A 19,926-nucleotide genomic window follows, 5' to 3' on the forward strand; every position below is an offset into this window, starting at 1 on the left:
AAAAATCCATAGTATATTAAATGAAGAAGGAAATACTTTAGAAGAGGGTGTGATTTGCAGATGAAATGGCTCCTCGGGTTACTGATCATTTTTGCAATAATTGGCGTTGTTTTTTCTTTTTACATTGCCAATTATTTTTTGAAAATTGCGTTGCTTAAAGACAACCCTTGGTATCATAAAAAAGGGCATCGGTTATTAAATCCTGATAATTTTCAAGAACGGGAAACAAGATATACAAAAATAGAAGAACAACAAAAACAAGAAGGCGAAGCTTTTTGGACAGAGTCTTTTGCTGAAGATCGTTGGTTGAAAATTAAAGATGAAACATTGTATGCACGGTGCTTTATTCCTTATCCAGATAACCATCGTTGGGCGATTTGTGTGCATGGTTATCGTTCAAACGGAAAACGCGATATGGCATATACTGCATTACGTTTTGCAGAAGAAGGCTACAATGTTTTAGTTCCCGATTTGCGTGCGCACGGGAAAAGTTCAGGGAATAAAATTGGGATGGGATGGCTGGATCGGTTAGATTTATTAAGTTGGATTAGTGAAGTTCTTGCCATTGATATGGAAGCAGAAATTATTTTAGTGGGCGGTTCCATGGGAGCGGCTACTGTCATGATGGCAAGTGGTGAAAAGTTACCAACGAATGTCCGCGGATTAATAGTGGATTGTGGCTACACTTCTGTTTATGATGAATTTAAATACGTCCTACATGAATCTTTTCATTTACCCGCTTTTCCTATTTTAACAATTGCTAATCAATTAGCATTAAATAACTATGGCTTTCAATTGAAAACCGCTTCTTCCGTGAGACAATTACACAAAAATACGTTGCCCACATTCTTTATTCACGGTACAGGTGATCGCTTTGTTCCAATGACAATGTTTGAAGAAAATTTAGCGGCAACTCAGGGGATACAAAAAGGTCTCATTGTTGCTAAAGCACCACATTTATCTTCAAGTGTCTACGAACCTGAAAATTATTACAGTAGTATTTTTGAATTTTTGGAAGAAAACTGTCCTGCAGTAAAAACAACATCCGACTAAAAAAGACATGGATTTTCATGATCCCATGTCTTTTTTTTGTCTGACTCGTTTAGCTAAATTTAAAGTGCTTAAAAAGAAAAATAACGGCGCCAAACTACCAAGGCAAAGGAACCATTTCATTGAATAAGTTAACTCTTGCTGTAAAAGAGATTCTCGTATATAGCTGAAACCTTCGCCATGGACCCGCAAATAAATATAAATGTAAGCAAAAAGAATCACTAAAGGCAAAATACAGACTTCTAATATTTCCAAAAGATAAGGAAAGGTTTTATTTAATAATTTGAGGCGTGTCTTATTCAATAGATAAGCAAAAATGAAAATTGACCATAAAAAACCAAAAAAACTAATCAAATAAAAAATCAGATTCGCACTTCCTGCATTCATAAAAGCTTTCGGGAAAAGTAGTCTGCCGATGAATGTATTTTTAATTGTAAAAGGAACATCAAAAATGGAAATATAAAGACAAAAAAGTACTAATGTTAACAAGGCATGCCAAATCTTTTTCTCCATTTCATTTAAAAAATATCTAATTACTTGGTACATTTCCATAAACTGTCGCTCCGTGTTTGAAATAATTGTAGTTCTGACTATACCATAGCTGTTCTCAATTTTCTTGAAAAAAATACACGCAACCAGCCTCGACTATACGAAACACACAGAGTGTCTAAAAAATAAGTTGCCGATCGCATTTTTTCGCATGCTAGTGTTGCACTTCTGTTTCGTTGGTGTTTTCTAATTGCTGATTTGTTGATTAAAAAAGGGCAGGAGGGAGCGTTTTTCTAGTATAATAATATAAAAGAATATAGAGAAAATCGTAGGATGGGAGTTATTCAAAGTGGCGGAGATTACAGTTAAGACAATTTCAGCGAAAGATGATTTAAAGAAGTTGCTTTTGGGTCAAGAGTATGACCACCAGCAGCCGGTTAAAAATATTTTAAAAGCTAGAACATCGAATGTTCATATTGAAAAGTACGAGGTTGTGGAGGATGTTTTTTTAAAGTTAACTGGGAAGGCGACCGTGCACAAAGATATTATGAACTCATTTTGGACAACGTATAAAATTATGTTACAACTTGTTTATCCCGATTTCTTTAGACCAGCGGAGGTAATTGGGGAAAATCAAGAAAGCTATTTAGAAAAACCTTCTGAACAGAATTTGCTTGCAGTAAATAGCAAGTATCCGCCTCATGATTCCGGGACATCGGCTGTGATTTCGGACCGATATTTAACTTATTTTGACCAAGTTTTTCCTGACTATTTACCAAATCCTGTACCCAAAAAATATACATGGAATGAATTCCTTCTCGACAATTTTACTAAATTTGATCGAGTCCATCAGGACCCACAATTAAAGCGTTTTGCCGAACTTACCCATTCAATTGGAAACATTACAGTAGTTCCACTAGGATTTAACAGTGGAAGAAGTTTATCGTTTAAAGATTATTGGGATTATTCTTTAGAACAACTTTCGATATTTTTAGCTTCGTTTCATTCATGGGAAAGCTACGTTCATACGTATGAGATGCAACCATTTTTAAATGAACAGTATCAACCAATAGCACTATGGAAAAATCATTTGAAAAAAGACTCGTTTATCTTACCTCAGAATATAGAGGAGATAAATGAATATTTAGTTCAAGTAAATCAACGAATAAAAAAAAGAGGGCAGCGAATAGTGAATCGGTTGTAATGAAATAAGAATCGACTTTTCACTAAACGTTGAAAGTCTCGAATCGTGTGCTCTTTTATTGACTCAGGAACAGAGAACGATTAAACTACTAGATTAGTATCAAAAAATAATTGCGTATAGGGATAACCAGTCGCATGTTTAAATAATTTTTAGGTCTTATGTACGTAACAAAAGTTATTAGTACGAAGCAATCATTTTAGAAAGGAGCTTTTATGCAATTCACATTATTAAATCAAGAAAATCAAGCCTATTGGGAAGCAACCTACATAGAAGCTTTTCCAGAAGAAGAGAGACTGCCGTTTGGTCAATTATTGACGTCTTCTCAAGCAGGAAAATTTCATTTGTTTGTTATTCAAGAGGCGGATGAGAACGTGGGGATTTTGTTAAATAGTCAAATTGCACCTGAAGCAACCTATGTCTTTTTCTTTGCAATTGATCAGCACCACCGAAACCAACGATTAGGTTCAACCGTGTTAGCGTTATTGAAGACACGTTATCCTAAGGGGGTTCTTTTGGAGAGTGAAGAAATTGGCAAAAATGCAGCGAATGAAGCCCAAAGAGAAAAACGTTATCAGTTTTATGAAAGAAATGGCGTGCTGGATACAGGGTATCTGATTATGGATAGAGGGCTCACTTTTCATATCATGTTTGCTGGAGCGTCAAGCTTCGGTGGAACGCAGTTACAGTTTTTATTAGACTTCCATCCAGTAGCAAAAATTTGGAAAAGGCCAAGTATTGATGGTATCAGGTAGTTTTTTCAAATAAGTAAATTAAACAAACAAAAAAACATATGAAAGAACGGACCAATCGGTTCTTTCATATGTTTTTTATCATTAGTCTCGAAATAACTAGCGAATACCCAAAGCAATTCGTGCGTAACGGCTCATTTTATCCGTTGTCCAAGCAGGGTACCAGACTAATTTTACTTCGATATTATTCACTTCAGGAATATCTTTTAAAACACCATGGATTTGTTCTGTTAAAACATCTGCTAACGGACAACCCATTGTGGTTAAGGTCATTTTGATGACAGTATCACCAGTTTCTTCTGCAAATTCAACTTCATAAATTAGTCCTAAATTAACAATATCGATGCCTAATTCAGGGTCAATCACTGTTTCTAATGCAGTTAAAATATCTTCTTTAATTGCTTCAACTTCTTCGGTTGAACGTTGTTGAGGTTGTTCACTCATTCGTCTTCTACTCCTTTGCAAGTTGCCTCTTTACTATCATACCTTTTTTAAGAATGTTTGTAAATGAGAAGTATCTCACATGTCATGGAATTTACTGATTTATTAAAAAAGCTCATAAAATTCGAAATTCATTTTATTTTAATTGAAATCTCATTATTTTATTGACATTAGAAAACAATGAGTTTAGAATGATCGATAACAATCTAAATTTAATTTTTGGATATTTTTAAAAAACTGAATTTTCAGTCAATTGGAAATATCAAAGGGAGGATTTTATGAAAATTAAGCAGGTACATGTTAGGGCATCGAAAATTAAACTGAAAGAAACATTTACGATCGCTTTGGGGACGATAGAATCAGCGGATAGTGCAATTGTGGAAATTGAAACAGAAGAGGGATTAGTTGGATATGGAGAAGGAGGGCCAGGCATTTTTATTACCGGTGAAACGTTGGCTGGCACGATTGAAACGATCGAATTATTTGGCCAAGCAATCATTGGCTTAAACCCCTTTAATATTGAGAAAATTCATGAAGTGATGGATAAAATATCTGCTTTCGCTCCAGCGGCAAAAGCAGCAATCGATATTGCTTGTTATGATTTGATGGGTCAGAAAGCTCAACTGCCTCTTTATCAATTGTTAGGCGGCTATGATAACCAAGTAATAACGGATATTACACTAGGTATTGATGAACCAAATGTGATGGCACAAAAAGCCGTCGAAAAAGTCAAACTAGGTTTTGATACATTAAAAATTAAAGTCGGAACAGGAATTGAAGCTGATATCGCAAGAGTAAAAGCGATTCGTGAAGCAGTTGGCTTTGATATCAAGCTCCGCTTAGATGCGAATCAGGCTTGGACGCCCAAAGATGCAGTTAAAGCGATTCAAGAATTAGCAGATTATCAAATTGAATTAGTGGAACAGCCAGTTAAAAGACGCGATTTAGAAGGTCTAAAATACGTTACTTCACAAGTTAATACGACAATTATGGCTGATGAAAGCTGTTTTGATGCTCAAGATGCGTTGGAATTAGTTAAAAAAGGCACAGTCGATGTTATCAATATAAAATTAATGAAGTGTGGCGGCATTCATGAAGCGCTGAAAATTAATCAGATTTGTGAAACAGCAGGCATCGAATGCATGATTGGTTGCATGGCGGAAGAAACAACCATTGGCATCACGGCTGCTGCCCATTTAGCTGCTGCTCAAAAGAATATCACACGAGCAGATTTAGATGCGACATTCGGTTTAGAAACTGCGCCCGTAACTGGGGGCGTATTCTTAGAAGCAAAACCATTATTGGAATTAGGAGAAGCAGCTGGATTAGGCATTTCTCATTAAAAAAGGAGTAAAGCAAATGAAGTATGATTTAAAGTATCTTAGTGTCCCTTTGCCTGAGGAAATTCAAAGGGTGAAAGAATTTGGCGATTTTGCAAGTGCGGATATTGCCATTGATTTTTGGTTGACAAAAGAACTTCCGCAGGCATTAAAAGAACGTTTGATAATTGAAAAAGATGTCATTAAAATGATGCGTATGAATGAGTATCCTCATAGCTTTGCAAAAGCTGATCAAATGATGAGAGACACTTTTCAGGATTATCAAACAGAGGAATTAATTCGTTTAAAAGAAACGGGATTAGTGGACTGGGTTTATATTGACGGTGAACCGTATTTCCAACTTCGATTTTTGGCCAATTTAATTAAAACAAATGCGGCATATGTTGCACGTTTGCGAGAAGCAGAAAGCAATCAATTAGAAATTCTCCGCAAAAAAGAACTAAAAGAGAACATCGAACAAATGCAAAAAAACGGTGGTAGAAAAGTGAGAACAACAATTAAAGCCACCATTCAGGTGAAAAAAGAATTTGAGCGTCCAGGTGAGCGTGTTCGTGTCCATTTGCCGCTGCCCAAAGCGTGTCAACAACAATCAGAAATTGAAATCCTAGCTACGTCACCTGAAGCAACCTATATAGCGGCAGAAGATGCGCCTCAACGAACACTGTGTTTTGAAACAATCTTAAAAGAAAATCAAACGTTTACAGTTGAATATTGTTATGTTAATCGGATGGTTTACCAACAGTTAGAAGAAAATAACGTAGACAAAATGCAACCAAGCTTTGATTTAGAGGAACAGTTACCGCATATTCGATTCACGCCTTATTTAAGAAATTTATCAGATGAGATTGTAGGCGATGAAAGTAATCCCTTAAAAAAGGCACGCTTGATTTATGACTTTGTGACGACAAAGATTCATTATTCTTTCATGCGTGAATATTTTACAATTTCCAATATTTCAGAGTATGCTGCAACTAATTTAAAAGGTGACTGCGGCGTGCAAGCGATTTTGTTTATCACGCTTTGTCGGATTGCAGGGATACCAGCCAAATGGCAATCGGGATTATATGTTTCTACACATTATACAGGCTGTCATGATTGGGCACAATTTTATATAGAACCGTACGGCTGGCTCTTTGCGGATTTATCTTTTGGCGGAGGTGCTTACCGAGACGGGGATAGACAGCGGTGGAATCATTATTTCGGCAATTTAGATGTTTTTAGAATGGTCGCAAATAGTGAGATCCAGGCAGACTTTCAGCCGGCGAAAATGCAATTGCGTGCAGACCCAATTGACAACCAGCGGGGAGAATTTGAGTACGAAAATGAGGGCTTGCCCTACGCATGCTTGATAGTTTCGCAAGAACGGCTTTCCATGGAAGAGTTGCCGTTTGATTGACACATAGGGGGAATAGTATGAAAAAGTTAAAAATGATGGGGATTATGTTATTTGTTAGTACGGTCTTGGTAGGTTGTGGCACAACAGCAGAAACAAAAAGAGACGAGAAAGCAACTGAGAAAACCAGTGTCTCGAAAAAAGTTTTAAATTTAATGGAGAACTCGGAAATCGGTTCAATGGATTCTATTTTTACACAAGATGAAGCCAGTATTAACGCACAGTCCAATGTCTTTGAAGGGTTATATCAATTGGATGAAAAAGATCAACTAATACCAGCTGCCGCTAAAGAGATGCCTGAAATTTCTGAAGATGGCAAACGATATACCATTAAACTAAGAGAAGATGGTAAGTGGTCCAATGGTGATGCTGTAACAGCCAATGATTTTGTTTTTGCTTGGCGTAAATTAGCGAATCCCAAAAACCAAGCCAATTACTTTTTCTTGTTAGAAGGAACGATTCTGAACGGAACAGCTATTACAAAAGAGGAAAAAGCACCAGAGGAATTGGGTGTCAAAGCGCTTGATGATTATACTTTGGAGGTTACTTTGGAAAAGCCTGTACCATATTTTACGTCCTTATTGGCATTTTCTCCATTTTTCCCACAAAACGAAGCATTCGTGAAAGAAAAAGGACAAGACTATGGCACTTCTAGTGAAATGATTGTATCTAATGGTCCGTTTTTAATGAAAAATTGGGATCAGTCAGCGATGTCGTGGGATTTTGTGCGTAATCCCGACTATTACGATAAAGAAAAAGTAAAATCAGAAACGATTCATTTTGAAGTTCTTAAAGAAACCAATACCGTTTATAATTTGTACGAATCAGGTGAATTAGATGTGGCTGTCTTAACAGGAGATTTTGCTAAACAAAATCGAGACAACCCAGACTATGAAGCAATCGAACGGTCAAAAGTCTATTCCTTACGTTTAAACCAAAAAAGAAACGAAAAACCATCCATTTTTGCAAATGAGAATGTCCGCAAAGCTTTAGCTTATGCTTTGGATAAAAAAAGCTTAGTCGACAACATTTTAGCAGATGGTTCAAAAGAAATTTATGGGTACATTCCAGAAAAATTTGTATATAATCCAGAAACGAATGAAGATTTTCGTCAAGAAGCAGGTGCCCTTGTCAAAACAGATGCCAAAAAAGCCAAAGAGTATTTAGACAAAGCAAAAGCAGAGCTAAACGGAGATGTAGCCATTGAACTTCTTTCAAGAGATGGTGATAGTGACCGAAAAGTTGCTGAATTTATCCAAGGCCAGTTACAAGAAACGTTGCCAGGTCTCACTATTAATGTCAAAACAGTTCCTTTAAATAATGCGATTGAATTAATGAGAAAAGGGGATTATGAATTGTCTGTTGGCATGTGGGGACCCGATTATCAGGATCCAATGACTTTCTTAGAAAGCTCAGTTAGTGGTAACCGTATGAACTATTCTAGCCCAACGTTTGATCAACTAATTGAAGAAGCAACAACTAAATACGCAAATGATCCTGAAACTCGTTGGCAAACATTAATTAAAGCTGAAAAAGTATTGGTGGAAGAAGATGCCGCTTTAATTCCTTTATACCAAGAGGCCCGTAGTCAGCTTGTACGACCAGGTGTCAAAGGTATTCAGTATCATAACTTCGGTGCAACGAGCACATATAAGTATGCCTATAAAGAATAAATTAGTGAACAAAAGTACCTTTAGCTGAAGGTACTTTTTTCCCGATAAGAGTTTCTTTTTTGTTAATAGTCAACAATTAATAAAAAAATAATTGAAAAAGGTTGACAAAAATAATGATACTCGTTAGAATAAGCACTGTTAACAAATGAATAGCGTTTTCATGTGACTAGATAATACTAGGCATGGAAGAATTTCGTAATACAATGTGGTGTACAATGGTTACGCAACATGTTTAACGGGATTGTTCTATGCTTTTTTTGTTGTTTTCACTGAAAATGTTAGAATTACTTCTGCAGAAGAGGGTCATTTATGAAAATTAAAAAGGTGCTAAATCAAAATGCTGTACTTGTTCTTGACGAAGGACAGGAGAAAGTAGCTGTCGGTAAAGGCGTCGGGTTTAATAAGACTAAAAATGATGTCTTATCTCAACAATTGGTGGAGCGGATGTTTGTGATGGAGCCAGAAGGACTGAAAAAACTTCAAGTACTGCTATCACAAATTGAAGACAAATACTTTTTAGCGAGTGAAGAAATTATCCAACATGCTGAAACGGTATTGGGTGAAAAGTTGAATGAACATATTAATATTGGGTTGAGTGATCACATTGCTTTTGCAGCTGAAAATATTCAAAATAATATTATTGTTCGGAACAAGCTTTTAAGTGAAATTGAGATTTTATATAGTGAAGAATTTGCTATTGCTCAATGGGCTGTAGAATATTTAACACAAACCTTAGAGATTCCATTTAGTTATGATGAAGCGGGGTATATTGCAATTCATATCCATAGTGCTCGCAGCGGGCGTACTGATAATAGTAAAAGTATCCGTGAAGTTACAATCGTTTCTGAAATTATTCATTTAATCGAGCAGGAATTGGCTATTGATATTCATGATGATAAAAATAGTCTCAGTTATTCACGTTTGGTGAATCATTTACGTTTGTTTATTCATCGCTTCCAACAAAATCAATATGCTGTTTTAGATGAAGAAATTTTGGAAGTCGTAAAGAAAAAGTATGCTGAAAGCTATGAAATCTCAAAAAAAGTACAAGTCTTATTAATGAGAAATTTTCATTATCAAGTACCAAATGAAGAACTTGGTTATTTATCGATTCACATTGAACGATTAAGAATGACCAAATAATAAAAATTAAATAGTTTATGTGAGGAGTTACGTATAATGAAAGCGTATATGCAAAGAATGGGACGTTCGTTAATGTTACCAGTTGCTGTATTACCGGCGGCTTCTTTATTAGTCGGTATTGCCAACTGGATCGTGGGAACAATCGGCGCTAGTCCAGCCACAACTTTTCTAATGAATGGTGGTTTGGCTATCTTAAACAACTTAGCATTATTATTTGCGGTTGGTTTAGCGTTAGGAATGTCAAAAGATAAAGATGGATCGGCAGCATTAGCTGGTTTAGTCGCTTATTTAGTGCCAAAAACTGTTTTAGCGCCTGCTTCTATCCAAGCCATTAAAGGCTTCAAGGATATTGCTGAAGTAAACCCAGCCTTCAACAGCATGGACAACAATGTCTTTGTCGGGATTGTCGCTGGTTTAGTTGCCGCGGCAATGTATAATCGTTTCTCTGGTGTGAAATTGCCAATGGCTTTATCATTCTTTAGTGGAAAACGTTTAGTTCCTATTATGTCAGCTATTTCGATGTTAGCAATCTCAGCTGTCTTATTCTTCTTCTGGCCAGTTGTTTATAACGGATTAGTTGCTTTTGGTAAAGGAATCTCTAGCTTAGGTTTCGTAGGAGCTGGCTTGTATGGTTTCTTTAACCGACTATTAATTCCAACAGGCTTACACCATGCTTTGAATTCTGTTTTCTGGTTTGATGTTGCTGGTATCAATGATATTGGGAACTTTTTAGCTGGTCAACAAGCGTTAGATACTGGTAAAGCAATTGTAGGACAAACAGGGATGTATCAAGCTGGTTTCTTCCCAGTAATGATGTTTGGTTTACCAGCAGGCGCGTTTGCAATTTATCAATGTGCACGTCCTGAGAAGAAAAAAGTTACAGCTTCATTAATGTTAGCTGCTGGTTTTGCGGCTTTCTTTACAGGCGTAACTGAACCTTTAGAATTCTCATTTATGTTCGTTGCTTGGCCTTTATATGTTTTACATGCAGTCTTTACAGGTATTTCTTTAGCATTCGCTGCGTTTATGCATTGGACAGCTGGCTTTGCCTTTAGTGCAGGTTTTGTAGACTTCTTCTTAAGTTTGAAAAACCCAGTCGCGAATCATCCAATGATGTTGGTGGTTCAAGGACTTGTCTTTGCAGCAATTTACTACTTCGGTTTCCGTTTTGCAATCACTAAGTTTAACTTAATGACACCAGGACGTGAAGAAGGCGATGGCGAAGAAACGCCAGATGTTGCAGAAGGCGACAACAAATTTGCTTCTCTAGCTCGTCGTATTTATGATGGTTTAGGCGCTGATGCTAATGTAACTTCTATTGATAACTGTACAACTCGTTTACGCTTAACAGTGAAAGATACAGGCAAAGTGGATCAAGCAAAAATTAAAGCAACTGGGGTTCCTGGTGTGAAAGTCATTGATGACACCAATATCCAAGTGATCGTTGGTACGGAAGTACAATTTGTTGCTGACGAAATGCAACGATTATATAACCACCAAGCGCCAGCAACACCAGTCAAAGAAACACCTGTTTCTCAACCAGTTGTTGAAGAAAAAGCACCAGTTTCAACAAAAGAAACTGAATTATATTCTGTAGCGAATGGGAAAGTTATTCCTATTTCTGAAGTACCAGATGATGTTTTCTCAGCAAAAATGATGGGTGACGGTTATGCTGTCGTACCAACAGACGGCGAAGTTTCAACACCCGTTGCTGGTAAAATTACTAGCATTTTCCCAACAAAACATGCGTTAGGTATCCAAACAGATTCAGGCATTGAAGTATTATTACACATGGGTCTAGATACTGTTGAGTTACAAGGTGGACCATTTACATTACATGTTGAAGAAGGCCAAGTTGTAAAACAAGGCGATAAAATTGCAACCATTGATTTAGCCGCATTAGAACAAGCTGGCAAAAAATCAGATTTAATTGTTGTTTTCACAAATCAAGATATCGTTGCTCAATACGATTTACAAAAAGCAGGTCAAACGACTTCAATAAATGATGTAATCGGGAATGTTACCGTAAAATAAAAGTAAAAAAGGGCTAGCCGCAAGGCAGCCCTTTTTTTATATTCTTTGAAAGTATTAGTGTCTGTAGAGACAGTAATTCAAAATAGCTTGCTCTACAGATTTTTATTTATAAATAGCCTTAGAAAGTTTCGCATAATTGAACACTTTAACCACTCACAAAAATGGCCAATGTAACGGACAGAAAACAAGGAAGCGTTTTCTTTTATATGGATTATAATAAATATATCAAGGAGGGGTTGCTATGAGTTCGAAAAAAGAACGTGGACAAAAATTGTTGTTACTTCTCTCAAAAAAACAAGATTATATGACTGCAGAAGAATTGGCAAACTGCCTAAGTACTTCTCCTAAGACAGTTTATCGTTTGATAAAAAAAATTAACGATGAATTTTCAGAAGGTTCACTCATATTATCTGAGAAAGGACGAGGATACAAGCTAGACTATGAACGATTTATGGAACAGAATCGACATTTAGCCGAAAAAGAAAGTGATTTTTCGCCAAGGGAAAGACGCAATCGAATTCTGGAGGAATTGTTGTTAGCTTCTCCACAAGCTAAAAATGTTTATGAATTATTTGCAAGATATTATGTTGGCGATTCTGTGATATTTAGCGATGAACAACAATTATCCGAAGATTTAAAGAAATATGATTTAACACTCAAACGGAAAAATCGAACGTTGGCAATTATCGGTGAGGAAAGAGCTATCAGGAAAGCCATTTCCGATAGAATACAACTGTTGAACATTATCGATATTGAGGATCTTCGAAACAACAAAGCATTAAATTTTAATAATTATGATGTCCTTTTTACGTTAGATCAAGTCAGGAACATTGAAAAAAAACTGGATATTACTATTCCACATCCATATAACGTAAACATCTTTTCGCATCTTTATATCTTAATTAGTCGTTCACGAAAAGTAGCTATTTCTGAAAAATACCAATTATCTAACGAAGAAGAACAAGAATTAACAAAGGACTTAGTACTCAAAAAGGTCGCGCAAACAACGATTCAACAGATTGAAACTTATTTAAATAAGAGACTGCCTAACGTTGAAATTTATTACTTATATCAATATTTGGTTTCTTCTAGGATGCAAGGTTCGTTTAGTAAAGTAACTAATTTTTCTTTCAAAGTAATGCAAATTACTCAATTTTATTTAGAGGAAATGAGTGCACAACTAAAAATTTTAACTGATAATGATCAGCTACTTCTTGAATTGGCTAGTCATATAAAACCAATGATAAATCGTCTTGAAAACGGCATACATGTTAAGAATAGTTTATTGGATCAAATAAAAATGACGTATGAAACAATTTTCAGAAAAATTGTGCAAGTTTCTAAGCAAGTAAGTAAAAACTATCAACTGCCGGCTATAAACGAAGATGAGAATGGGTTTATTACATTGTATTTTGCGCGAATGATTGAAACCAATCAGTTACCTATTCGTACTTTGATTATGTGTACCACTGGAATTGGAACTTCAGAACTATTGAGAGTAAAAGTTGAAAAGAAATTCCCTGAATTACAAATTGTTGAAATTATTGCCACACGAAATATAAAGAAATCATTAAAAGATTATTCTGATATTGAATTGATTCTTACAACGATTCATTTACAGGAAAAGGTCCCCATTAAATCATTGTTGGTAAGTGCCATGTTTACAATGGATGATCAGTATCGATTACAAAGAAAAGTTGAGGAAATCTATCATGAACGTTAATCCTTTATACCAAGTTTTCCTAAACCAAGAACTTCTTTCAAAGCAGCAAGTATATCAATTCATTGCAGAAACAGCAGCACCTTTGTTAACGCTCGAAGAAAAAAAGCAGATTGAGGAATCTTTGGTAAATCGTGAGAAGATGGGAAGTAATCAGATTGCAGAGCAAATTGTCTTGCCACATTTAGAGAATGCACTCTTGAAAAAAAGTGAAATATATCTGATTGGCTTAAAAACAGAAATCCAAGAATGGACGGCAGACATTAAGCAAGTGAAATTAATTATTGTCATTTTACTAAAAGAAAATGAACAGTTAAAAGTAAAAAAAGAAATCATTCGATTTACTAGAAAATTAGCAAATGAAGACTTCTTAGAAAAGTTGTTGCGTTTAAAAACAGAAACAGATTTTTATAAAATTATAGAAAAATTTGAGGAGGAAAAATAATGAAGATAGTCGGCGTAGCAGCCTGCACAGTAGGAATTGCTCACACATATATCGCACAAGAAAAATTGGAGAACGCTGCAAAAAAAGCAGGAGTTGAGATCCATGTAGAAACACAAGGGACCATTGGGATTGAAAACAAACTAACGGATGAACAAATTAAGGAAGCGGACATTGTTATATTAGCCATTGATGTAAAAATTTCTGGAAGAGAGCGTTTTGATGGGAAACGAATCATTCAAGTACCTACAGAAGTTGCTGTAAAATCACCCACTAAACTAATTGAAAAAGCAGAAGAAGTTATGACACAAGAAAAGTAATCTTCTAGGAGGAATTGTAATGGAAGTAAAGGATATCATTGACTTAAAAACCGTTAAAACGAATATGAATGTAAATACAAAAGAGGAAGCGTTAAAAGAATTAGCCAATCTTTTGCTTGAAAATGGCAATATTTCAGAGGAAAAAGGTTTTATAAAAGATATCTATGATAGAGAGGCGGAAGGCCAAACAGGCATCGGAAACTATCTAGCCATTCCACATGGCAAAAGTGCGTATGTAAAAAAAATAGGCGTGGCCATTGGTATTAATAGTACAGAAATTCCTTGGGAATCTTTAGATGATAATGGCGTAAAAGGAATCATTCTTTTTGCTGTGGGTAATGATCATAAAGAAACAACTAGCCATCTTAAACTATTATCATTGTTTGCCAGAAAACTCGGAAATGATGAAGTAGTGAGAGAATTCCTTCAATCAAAATCGCCAGAGGATGTAGTGAAGGCATTCTCTTAATGAAATTACTGAGACAGCATATTGTGGATATTTTCTACAGAAGAATCCACAACAGTAATTTTTTTAAATAGAAAATAAAATGAAAAGAACAATGTTTAGGAGGATAAAAATGAAAAAACTAAAAGAGTTAAATCTTAAAGGTCATTTATTAACAGCAATCTCATATTTAATTCCAATTGTCTGTGGCGCTGGCTTTTTAATTGCAATTGGTATGGGGTTTGGTGGCTCAAGTCAAGGAACCTTGGTGCCAGGTGAATTTTCGCTTTGGGATGCTTTAGCTACTATGGGTGGCGCTGGCTTAGGCTTACTGCCGGTTGTTATATCTACTGGCATTTCCTTTTCAATCGCTGGTAAACCTGGAATTGCTCCGGGCTTTATTATTGGTTTAACTGCGAATGCAGTTGGCGCTGGCTTTATTGGTGGTATCTTAGGTGGTTACTTGGCAGGATATCTTGTATTAGCTATTTTAAAATATGTGAAATTACCAAACTGGGCGAAAGGGTTAATGCCAACATTAATTATTCCATTTTTAACCTCAATTACTGGTGGATTAATCATGATATATATTATCGGGACCCCAATAACGGCATTTACTTCATTATTAACGAACTTTTTAGATAGCTTAGGTAACTCGTCATTATTAATTTTTGGTGGTGTAATTGGTTTATTAAGTGGTATAGACTATGGCGGACCCATTAACAAAACTGTTTTTGCCTTTGTTTTGACAATGCAAGCGGAAGGACTTAATGGACCAATTACAGCATTGCAATTAGTAAATACAGCAACGCCAATAGGCTTTGGATTAGCTTTCTTCTTTGCTAAATTATTTAGAAAAAATATTTATACAAAACTAGAAGTTGAAACGTTAAAGTCTGCCGTACCAATGGGCGTGATTAACATTGTTGAAGGTGTTATTCCTTTAGTTATGAATGATATTGTCCGAGGAGTCATTGCTACAGCGATTGGCGGCTTCATGGGTGGCGCAACAACAATGATCTTAGGGGCAGATGCGACAGTTCCATTTGGCGGTGTTTTAATGATTCCAACAATGAGTAAACCGCTGGCTGGCATTATTGCAATTGTTGTAAACGCTGTGGTTACCGGTTTAGTTTTAGCTATTATTAAGAAAGATGTAACTGAGAAAGATATGGAAGCTTTAGTAGAAAAAGAAGAAGAGGAGATAAACTTGGAAGATATTCAGATTTTCTAAACAAAATGAAAAAGCGCAACAAAATTAATGCAATTTATATTGCCTGTCAGAGATGTGTCAACGTCTGAATATAACGAGTTAGAAAAATTTTCAAAAACATCAACCAAATAATCAGATAGAAAGAGTTGAAAATTAGAATGAACAAAGTTGAATTTTCTCCGTCACTAATGACGATGGATTTGGACAAGTTTAAACAACAAATCACCTTTTTGAATGATCATGTTGCTTCGTATCACATAGACATTATGGATGGTCACTATGTGCCAAACATTACATTATCTCCGTGGTTTATTGAGGAGTTAAGAAAAATTTCGAAGCTCCCAGTATCTGCTCATCTAATGGTTACGAATCCAAGCTTTTGGGTACAACAACTAGTAGATATCAAATGTGAATGGATTTGTATGCATGCAGAGGTTTTAGATGGTCTAGCATTTCGCCTAATTGACCAAATTCACAATGCTAATCTTAAAGCAGGGATCGTCCTTAATCCCGAAACGCCTATTGAATCAATCTTTCCATATATTGAATTGTTGGATAAAATCACAATCATGACCGTTGATCCAGGCTTTGCTGGCCAACGATTTATTGAAGGAACACTTGATAAAATTGTTGCTCTTCGTAATTTACGTGAAGAAAAAAGTTATCGTTATGTAATTGAAATGGATGGCTCATCGAATAGAAATTCATTTAAGCGAATTGATGCTGCAGGACCTGATATTTATATTGTTGGTAGAAGCGGATTATTTGGATTAGATGAAGATATTGAAAAAGCTTGGAAAATGATGAGTAGAGACTATGAAGAAATGACAGGGAAAAAAATTCCATAAAACAATTGACTGTTTGTTAAAAGAATAGATAAGTTGTATAAAGTCAAGCCTAGAAAAGAATTTTGTTCATTCTTATCTGGGCTTTTTTGATGCAATAAATAAGCGCCAATAGAACAAAATTACTTGTTATTCTATTCTAGATGAAAACGTTCAATCTTGCGAAGTTACGGTTTGTTCACAAAAAAGTTACTTTTATTAAATAAAACTAAAGAAGTAACAAAAACTTCGCTTTTTTCAGTTATTTCAAGTAACATAGAACGTATCTTAAAAGAAAAAGTTTGGATGATTCGATGCGTAGAGTAAGAAAAATAATTTATAAAATCATGCTACTTTTGTTTGTTGGTTTAGTTGCTGGTCTTGGCTATCTTGGCTATAAAATACATCAAAATGTTGAAACGGTAATGACCTTTGAAAAACAAGTAGAAGCAGAAGTCAAAAAAAATAAAATACCTGAATACAAAACATTAGCTTTAGCGATTATCTATACAGAATCTAAAGGGAAATCTGGCGATATTATGCAGAGCAGTGAAAGTGTTTATGGACAACAAGAAGTGATTGAAACACCAGAGGAAAGTATCGCACATGGCGTCAAATTTCTCGCGGAAGCGTTAGCGAAAGCAAAAGAAGCTGGCTGTGATGAGTGGACAGGCGTACAAGCATATAATTATGGACTGGATTATATTCAGTTTGTTAAAGAACGCGGCGGGAAACACACGACAGAGTTAGCAGAAGAATATTCAAGAGAAGTCCTTTCACCGTTGCTAGGAAATGACCAAAATACGAAATATCGTTATTATCGTTGGCAAGCGTTAGTTTACAATGGTGGTTACCTTTATCAAAATGGTGGCAATATGTTCTATGCGGAAATTGTCAAAATGAATCGTTGGTTTATTGAAAAGTTAAATTAAAACGAGAAAAGTCTAAAGAATTCTTTCAACTTACAGGAATTTTTTAGGCTTTTCTTGCAGTTTCATGAAAATGCAAGTAAACTAGAAGGGATGTAACTGATTAATTGAAAAGGTAGGGAAAGAGCTGGATGTTGAATAAAGTCGACCTGAAAAAAGGGTTAAGTACAGAAGAAGTTGCCAAGCAGAAAGAGTTAGGCCTTCAAAATAATTATGAGGAAAATGTAGCAAAATCTACAAAAGATATTATTTTTGATAACGTCATGACGTTATTCAACTTTTTAAACTTTGCAATCGCTGTTTGTTTACTATTTGTCGGAGCGTATTCCAATCTGGCTTTCTTAGCGATTATTATTGTGAACATGTCAATCGGGATTTTCCAAGAAATTCATGCCCGTAATTTAGTTCAAAAATTATCTATTGTGGCAAAAGAAAATGTTCATGTTGTTCGAAATGGCGTACAACAAGAAATTGATACAAAAGAACTAGTTATGGAAGATATTGTTATTATCTCTGCAGGGGAACAAGTTCCTTCTGATATGGAAGTTATTGACGGTAAAGTCGAAGCGAATGAAGCGTTGTTAACAGGTGAATCAGATTTAATTGAAAAGGAAATCGGCGATACCTTGCTTTCTGGAAGTTTCATTGTTAGCGGACAAGCCTATGCCCGTGTTATCCACGTTGGAGCCGAAAACTATGCTGTGAAAATCACCCAAGAAGCCAAAGTGCATAAACCAATTCAATCAGAGTTAGTCAATTCGATTCGTAAAGTCTCTAAATTTACAAGTTGGGTGATTATTCCTCTAGGGATTATTTTATTTGTTGAAGCTTTTTGGTTAAGAGATGCTGGCATTAAAACATCTGTTGTTGCTTCTGCAGCTGCTTTGTTAGGGATGTTACCAAAAGGATTAGTACTATTAATTAGTATTGCACTGACAACAGGTGTCATTAAGTTAGCCAAAAAACGTATTCTAGTACAAGATATGTACTCAATTGAAACATTGGCCCATGTGGACACTTTGTGTTTAGATAAAACTGGAACAATTACAGAAGGTAAAATGAAAGTGCAAAAGGCGATTATCTTGCATGACAAATATGAAGAACTTTTCCCGCAGATTATCGGAAGCTACCTATCTGAAAGTACGGATAATAATATTACAATGCAAGCAATTCGTGATCATTATGAAGTATCCAATCGATTTGGCGCAAAAGAAGTCTTGGCTTTTTCTTCTGAACGAAAATGGGGAGCTATTGAATTTCCAGAAATTGGGACAGTTTATTTAGGGGCTCCTGAGCGTTTGGTAGACGATAGTCGGTTGCCAGAAGCTGTCTTTACAGCACAAGAGAATGGGTATCGCGTCTTGATGTTAGCCATTGCGGAACAACAACCGTTAAACGAAACCAAAATGCCTTATTTAGAGCCATTAGCAATTCTAGAAATTGATGATCCAATTCGCCAAAATGCCAAAGAAACACTGGCTTATCTAAAAGAAGAAGGAATCGACTTAAAAGTAATTTCTGGTGATAATCCGGTAACTGTTTCAAATATTGCTCGTCGTGCTGGGCTACCCGGTTATGAGTCTTATATTGATTTGTCGACCAAAACGACAGAAGCAGAAGTGCGTGAAGCAGTTCAGCAATACACAGTGTTCGGACGTGTATCGCCTCAGCAAAAAAGAACCATTGTACGTGAGTTGAAAGACACAGAGCATGTGGTGGCGATGACCGGCGATGGCGTCAACGATGTTTTAGCGTTACGAGAAGCGGATTGTAGTATCGCCATGGCAGAGGGAGATGGCGCTACTCGGCAAATTTCTAATCTAGTTTTACTAGATTCTGATTTTACAACGTTACCAGATGTCTTGTTTGAAGGACGACGTGTGGTAAATAATGTAACCCGAGTTTCCAGCGTTTTCTTCATTAAAACGATTTATTCGTTTATTCTCTCAATCATTTGTGCCTTAACGGCCATTGCGTTCCCGTTCATTCCGATTCAAGTGACCTTGATTGATTTAGCAATTGAAGGATATCCTGCTTTCTTCTTATCTTTCGAAGGGGACAAACGAAAAGTTGTCGGGAAGTTTTTAACAACGGCTTTGAAAAATGCGTCTGTTAATGCGCTTTTAGTTGTAGCGAATATCATTGCTGTTTATCTGATTGGACAAAATCAAGGATTTTCTTCTTTAGACACCACGACGTTAATGTATTATTTATTAGTTGGAATTAGCTGTATGGCTGTTGTTCGAGCATGTCTGCCTTTAAATCCATTACGCATTTTCTTGGTTTTCAGTACCATTATTGGTATTTATGTAGCAGCTATGTTATTCCACAACATTTTAGAAATTGGTTTCTTAACTTCGCAAACAATGGGTCTCTTCTTTATTATGATGGCCATTAATATTGTAGTGCGTGTAACAATTGGTTTCGTACAAATGAAACGTGCTGGAAAAACAATTAAAGATTTATAAAAAGCAGAGGTTGAGCTAAAAGCATTCGTCTCCAGAAATGCAGTTCTTC

18 protein-coding genes are annotated in these 19,926 nt (G+C 35.8%); 16 read left to right on the forward strand and 2 right to left on the reverse strand.

Annotated features, from left to right (window positions below):
* Nucleotides 1–60: 60 nt before the first annotated feature.
* Nucleotides 61–1,053, forward strand: coding sequence for an alpha/beta hydrolase (locus IGJ63_RS05925; protein WP_438746624.1), 993 nt, complete (start codon nt 61–63; stop codon nt 1,051–1,053).
* A gap of 15 nt (nt 1,054–1,068) precedes the next feature.
* Here the strand turns inward: IGJ63_RS05925 and IGJ63_RS05930 are convergent, their stop codons facing one another.
* Nucleotides 1,069–1,602, reverse strand: coding sequence for a hypothetical protein (locus tag IGJ63_RS05930; RefSeq protein ID WP_002379424.1), 534 nt, complete (start codon nt 1,600–1,602; stop codon nt 1,069–1,071).
* Nucleotides 1,603–1,888: 286 nt separating this feature from the next.
* Between IGJ63_RS05930 and IGJ63_RS05935 the strand changes: the two genes are divergently transcribed.
* Nucleotides 1,889–2,743, forward strand: coding sequence for a hypothetical protein (locus IGJ63_RS05935; protein WP_438746086.1), 855 nt, complete (start codon nt 1,889–1,891; stop codon nt 2,741–2,743).
* A gap of 212 nt (nt 2,744–2,955) precedes the next feature.
* Nucleotides 2,956–3,495, forward strand: a complete 540-nt coding sequence (locus IGJ63_RS05940; RefSeq protein WP_284955011.1) for a GNAT family N-acetyltransferase — start codon at nt 2,956–2,958, stop codon at nt 3,493–3,495.
* 96 nt (nt 3,496–3,591) lie between these two features.
* Here IGJ63_RS05940 and IGJ63_RS05945 read toward each other — a convergent pair whose 3' ends face one another.
* Nucleotides 3,592–3,936 (reverse strand): metal-sulfur cluster assembly factor, encoded by a 345-nt coding sequence (locus IGJ63_RS05945; protein ID WP_002357660.1) that lies wholly within the window; start codon nt 3,934–3,936, stop codon nt 3,592–3,594.
* 275 nt (nt 3,937–4,211) lie between these two features.
* Here IGJ63_RS05945 and IGJ63_RS05950 point away from each other — a divergent pair, with 275 nt between their 5' ends.
* The 13 genes from IGJ63_RS05950 (at nt 4,212) to IGJ63_RS06010 (ending at nt 19,877) form a co-directional block, all read left to right on the forward strand.
* Nucleotides 4,212–5,276: a dipeptide epimerase gene (locus IGJ63_RS05950; RefSeq protein WP_284955010.1), complete on the forward strand. Its 1,065-nt coding sequence runs from the start codon at nt 4,212–4,214 to the stop codon at nt 5,274–5,276.
* Nucleotides 5,277–5,292: 16 nt separating this feature from the next.
* A complete protein-coding gene (locus IGJ63_RS05955; RefSeq protein ID WP_173961844.1) occupies nt 5,293–6,669 on the forward strand; it encodes a transglutaminase-like domain-containing protein in 1,377 nt (458 codons plus the stop codon).
* A 17-nt stretch (nt 6,670–6,686) separates the two neighbouring features.
* A complete protein-coding gene (locus IGJ63_RS05960) occupies nt 6,687–8,339 on the forward strand; it encodes an ABC transporter substrate-binding protein (protein ID WP_174090732.1) in 1,653 nt (550 codons plus the stop codon).
* Between the two features lie 309 nt (nt 8,340–8,648).
* Nucleotides 8,649–9,482 (forward strand): PRD domain-containing protein, encoded by an 834-nt coding sequence (locus IGJ63_RS05965; protein WP_002365633.1) that lies wholly within the window; start codon nt 8,649–8,651, stop codon nt 9,480–9,482.
* A 36-nt stretch (nt 9,483–9,518) separates the two neighbouring features.
* Nucleotides 9,519–11,516: an N-acetylglucosamine-specific PTS transporter subunit IIBC gene (nagE, locus tag IGJ63_RS05970; protein WP_002379429.1), complete on the forward strand. Its 1,998-nt coding sequence runs from the start codon at nt 9,519–9,521 to the stop codon at nt 11,514–11,516.
* Between the two features lie 241 nt (nt 11,517–11,757).
* Nucleotides 11,758–13,239: a BglG family transcription antiterminator gene (locus tag IGJ63_RS05975; RefSeq protein WP_002379430.1), complete on the forward strand. Its 1,482-nt coding sequence runs from the start codon at nt 11,758–11,760 to the stop codon at nt 13,237–13,239.
* Complete coding sequence (locus IGJ63_RS05980; RefSeq protein WP_438746090.1) at nt 13,229–13,681, forward strand: PTS sugar transporter subunit IIA; 453 nt, start codon at nt 13,229–13,231, stop codon at nt 13,679–13,681. The genes IGJ63_RS05975 and IGJ63_RS05980 overlap by 11 nt, the downstream gene beginning before the upstream one ends.
* Complete coding sequence (locus IGJ63_RS05985; protein WP_002357651.1) at nt 13,681–13,998, forward strand: PTS fructose transporter subunit IIB; 318 nt, start codon at nt 13,681–13,683, stop codon at nt 13,996–13,998. Before IGJ63_RS05980 ends, IGJ63_RS05985 begins: the two co-directional genes overlap by 1 nt.
* 19 nt (nt 13,999–14,017) lie before the next feature.
* A complete protein-coding gene (locus IGJ63_RS05990; RefSeq protein ID WP_002365638.1) occupies nt 14,018–14,467 on the forward strand; it encodes a PTS sugar transporter subunit IIA in 450 nt (149 codons plus the stop codon).
* A 109-nt stretch (nt 14,468–14,576) separates the two neighbouring features.
* Nucleotides 14,577–15,677: a PTS fructose transporter subunit IIC gene (locus tag IGJ63_RS05995; RefSeq protein ID WP_101731772.1), complete on the forward strand. Its 1,101-nt coding sequence runs from the start codon at nt 14,577–14,579 to the stop codon at nt 15,675–15,677.
* A gap of 137 nt (nt 15,678–15,814) precedes the next feature.
* Nucleotides 15,815–16,504: a D-allulose 6-phosphate 3-epimerase gene (alsE, locus tag IGJ63_RS06000; protein ID WP_002379434.1), complete on the forward strand. Its 690-nt coding sequence runs from the start codon at nt 15,815–15,817 to the stop codon at nt 16,502–16,504.
* Nucleotides 16,505–16,794: 290 nt separating this feature from the next.
* Complete coding sequence (locus tag IGJ63_RS06005) at nt 16,795–17,412, forward strand: lysozyme family protein (protein WP_002357646.1); 618 nt, start codon at nt 16,795–16,797, stop codon at nt 17,410–17,412.
* A 128-nt stretch (nt 17,413–17,540) separates the two neighbouring features.
* On the forward strand, nt 17,541–19,877 hold the full coding sequence (locus IGJ63_RS06010) for a cation-translocating P-type ATPase (RefSeq protein WP_438746092.1): 2,337 nt from the start codon (nt 17,541–17,543) through the stop codon (nt 19,875–19,877).
* Nucleotides 19,878–19,926 lie beyond the last annotated feature (49 nt).

It is taken from the genome of Enterococcus sp. DIV1375a (assembly GCF_051712205.1).
GTDB lineage: Bacteria > Bacillota > Bacilli > Lactobacillales > Enterococcaceae > Enterococcus > Enterococcus faecalis.